This is a genomic window from Pseudomonas sp. (assembly GCF_040514055.1).
Lineage (GTDB): Bacteria > Pseudomonadota > Gammaproteobacteria > Pseudomonadales > Pseudomonadaceae > Aquipseudomonas.
Genome location: NZ_JBEVDL010000087.1, coordinates 1 through 3,606, shown reverse-complemented (window position 1 = coordinate 3,606; position 3,606 = coordinate 1). Strand labels below are relative to the sequence as shown.

Sequence of the window (3,606 nt, the reverse complement as noted above, 5' to 3'; positions counted from 1 at the left end):
ATCCGGGCCTGAGCCCCGACAGCCTGCACCTGGGCACCTTGCTGCCGAGCACTGGCGTGTTGGGCGAGGAGGGCACCACGGTGGCGGCGGTGCTGCGGGGCAGCGTGGCGCGGATCAACGAAGCGGGCGGGATCCATGGCCGGCAGTTGCGCCTGACCATCCTCGATCCCGGTCCCGATCGTGTCAGCGCCGAGCATGCGCTCGACCAGTTGATCGAACAGGAACAGGTGTTCGCCCTGGTCGCACCGCTGGTGCCGGCGCTGGATAACGAACTGGCCCCGCGCCTGGAGCAGGCCGGCGTGCCCCTGATCGGGCCGCTGTCGTTGCAGGGCACGGCCCAGGCCAGTCGGCAGATTTTCGAGCCGCTGCCGGGGCTGCGCGAACAGATGATTGCCCTGGCCAACTACGCCGCCACCAGCCTGCGCGTGTTGCAGGGCCCGACGCTGATCGCCTACCCGAACGAGCCGGGCCAGCGCCTGGCGGCGGAGAAACTTGCCCAATACCTGCAGGACAACGCCTGGCAGAAAGTGCGCCTGCAACCCTACGAGACGGCGCAGGACGAGTTGCCACTGGGCTCGCGCTCGGTGTTCTACATGGGCAGCAGTGGCGGCTTCAGTCGTTTGGCCGCGCGCTTGCAGACCGCGGGCCAGGTGCCTTATCTGTTCGCCGCCTCGAACCAGGTGGCGGGGGATCTGATGCAGGTGCCCAGCGGGTTTTCCCGGCGGGTGTTCCTGGCGTATCCGTTCGTGCCCAGCGACTGGACGCGCACCGGGCGCACCGCCCTGACCCAATTGCGCGAACGCCAGAAGCTCGGCGGCGAACACGCGGTGCTGCAGGTCGGGGCCTACAGTTCGATGCTGCTGCTCAGCGAGGGCATGAAACAGGCGGGGCGCGATGCCAGCCGGGAAAAACTCATCAGTGCCCTGGAAGGCCTGCACGACTTCGATACCGGCCTGACCCCGCTGATCAGTTTCGGGCCGGGCCGACGCCTGGGCCTGAGCGGCGCCCATGTGGTCACCGTGGACCTGCCCGACCAGCGCTTCTATCTGGTCGCCCCCTACAAACCCATTGCCGCCACGCCCTGATCCGGAGGCCGAAGATGAAACTCACGACTGTAATGGTGCTGTTGACCCTGTGGGTGCCCGCCGCGTTTTGCAGCAATGGCCCGGCCGTGGCACGGGTCAATGGCGAGGAAATTTCCCAGCTACGCCTGGAGCGCTATTTCGCCGAATACCTGGAGGATCAGGGCCGGGCGGTCGCCAGCATCCGCAGCCCCAGCGCCTACAAACAGCTGCGCACGGCGGCGCTGGATGCGCTGATCGACAAGGAACTGCTGTGGCAGGAAGCGCTCAAGCGCGGGGTGGTGATCAGCGATGCCACGGTGCAAGCCCAGGTGGACCAGACCCGCCAGGCCATGGGTGGCCCACAGGTGTTCGCCCGGCGCCTGGAAGACGCCGGTTTCGATGAGGCTTCTTACATCGAGTACACCCGCCGCGACCTGGCGGCGCAGCAGATGTTTACTGAGCTCACGAGGGTCGGCGAGCCGGACGAAAAAGAGGTGCGGGCGTTCTATCAGGAGCACCGCGCCGAGATGAACCGTCCCGAGGAAATCCAGGTCAGGCATATCCTGATAAAAGTGCCTCAGGGGGCGGACGCTTCCACAGTCGAAGCCGCGAGACTACGCTTGCAGGCACTGCACACGAGCATCCGTGAAGGCGCCGATTTTGCCAGCGTCGCTCGTAGCGGTTCCGAAGACGCGTCGGCCAGCGCCGGCGGCGACCTGGGTTACTTTGCCCGGGGGCGCATGATGCCGGAGTTCGAAGCCGCAGCCTTTGCCCTCAAACCCGGGTCCGTCAGCGAGCCGGTGCGCACGGCGGTGGGCTGGCATTTGATCCTGTTGGAGAACCGAATGGAGGCCGCCGATGTCACACAAGAGCAGGGACTTGAAATGGTTCGGGCCTACCTTGCCCGACAGAAACAGGTCCAGGCGCGTCTGCAGGCGCTGGCGCAGCTGCGCGCAAGCAACAGCATCGAAAGAATTGACGATCAATGAGCTTTCCCCAACAGTGGGGGAAAGCTTCGCTGCACGTCCGTTCGCTTTCCCCCGCTTTTGGGGGGTGGGGCATGTGGACGAAACGGCATTGCTTTTAAATTCAAGGACATGAATACATAAAATTACCGGCACTCAGCCTGGCATGAAGTGTGCGTTAGACCTATCAAGGCGCGCACTCCGCCAGGTTCGGTACTCGGACCTGGGGTTCAAGGAGTCCACCTTGTTAAACAAAGTACTGGTTGTTGAAGACGAACAACTTCTTGCAGAAAACCTCCAGGGTTACCTGCAGGCGCAAGGGTTGGAAGTCCGGATTGCTCACGACGGTGCGCAAGGAATCGCTGAAGCCGGCGACTTCGCACCCGATGTGATGGTGTTCGATTACCGCTTGCCCGATATGGAAGGCTTTGAGGTGCTCGATGCCGTCCGCCAGAACAGGAAGTGTCATTTTGTGCTGATCACGGGGCACCCCACCGCAGAGGTTTGCGAAAGGGCCCGGCAACTGGAAGTCAGCCATATCCTGTTCAAACCCTTTCCGATGGCGGAACTGGCGCGTGCAGTGCTTGATCTTCTGGGGCGACAGCGCGAACCCAACGCGGCGGTGAGCAGTTCCGAAGGCTTTGTCGAACGACGCCAGAGCAGGACCGAGAGTTTCCCGCTGCAGTTGTACGACGGTAGTTGGGTGCTAGCAGATCGCCGACGAAGTACCTCGGCCTCCACAGCGCCAGACGACGAACAATTGCTCACCGGGGAGTAATGGCGCGACAAGAGGTTCCGGCACATGCCGCAATTGCTCGCCGCGCCGACAGGGCTCTAAGCCCCGGGTGTTGGAGAGCAAGCCATGGACCGTCTATCCCTTGTCGTCGATGTGCCACCGCTGGACTCTGTACCGACTCGTTTTTCCAGTGAGCAACTGGCCCAGGCCCGTTCCCGGGCCGGCAGTACCGGCGAGCGGATGCTCGAAGCCCTCGGGGTGCTCTGCGAACTGGCCCCCATGCCCTTTATCCAGTGCCTGGGCGCAACCCTTCACTACCCGGTGCTCGACACCGACAGCCTGTTTCAATCGACCCCGGTATTCGACCGGGTCACCCTGGCCCAATGCCTCAAGCGCGAATTCATCCTGCTGCGTCACGCCGACGCGGTCATTGGCGTGTTTGCCGACCCCTTCGACACTGCACGCCTTGCCTGGATCGACGACTGCCTGCACGGCGCGCCGCTGTACCTGGTGCATGCCGACGACCTGAAAGCCTACCTGGCGCGCCACGAAGAGAGCTTCCACGCGGTGGAGTCGCTCAACGCCCAGGCCGACGGCAATACCGAGATCGACACCCTGCAAAGCCTGTCCCTGACCAGCATCAGCGAAGACTCCAGCGTGGTGGTCAAGCTGGTCAACTCGACCCTCTACGACGCGCTGAAGATGCACGCCAGCGATATCCACCTGGGCACCACCGGCAGCGGCCTGGTGATCAAGTACCGCATCGATGGCGTGCTCAACAACATCAGCAAGATCCAGGGCAACGAGTTCGCCGAGCAGGTGATTTCCCGGGTCAAGGTCA

General features: G+C 63.4%; 4 protein-coding genes. All 4 read left to right on the top strand.

The genetic code is table 11. From position 1 onward, the window contains the following. Window positions 1-1,085, top strand: a 1,085-nt coding sequence (locus ABWY06_RS23830; RefSeq protein WP_353928073.1) for an ABC transporter substrate-binding protein, incomplete at its 5' end; no start/stop codon positions are given. A 14-nt stretch (window positions 1,086-1,099) separates the two neighbouring features. After that, complete coding sequence (locus ABWY06_RS23825) at window positions 1,100-2,053, top strand: peptidylprolyl isomerase (protein ID WP_323628972.1); 954 nt, start codon at window positions 1,100-1,102, stop codon at window positions 2,051-2,053. Between the two features lie 220 nt (window positions 2,054-2,273). Continuing rightward, a complete protein-coding gene (locus tag ABWY06_RS23820; RefSeq protein ID WP_274076668.1) occupies window positions 2,274-2,807 on the top strand; it encodes a response regulator in 534 nt (177 codons plus the stop codon). A gap of 84 nt (window positions 2,808-2,891) precedes the next feature. Further along, on the top strand, window positions 2,892-3,606 hold a 715-nt coding region (locus ABWY06_RS23815; protein ID WP_502948244.1), incomplete at its 3' end, for an ATPase, T2SS/T4P/T4SS family.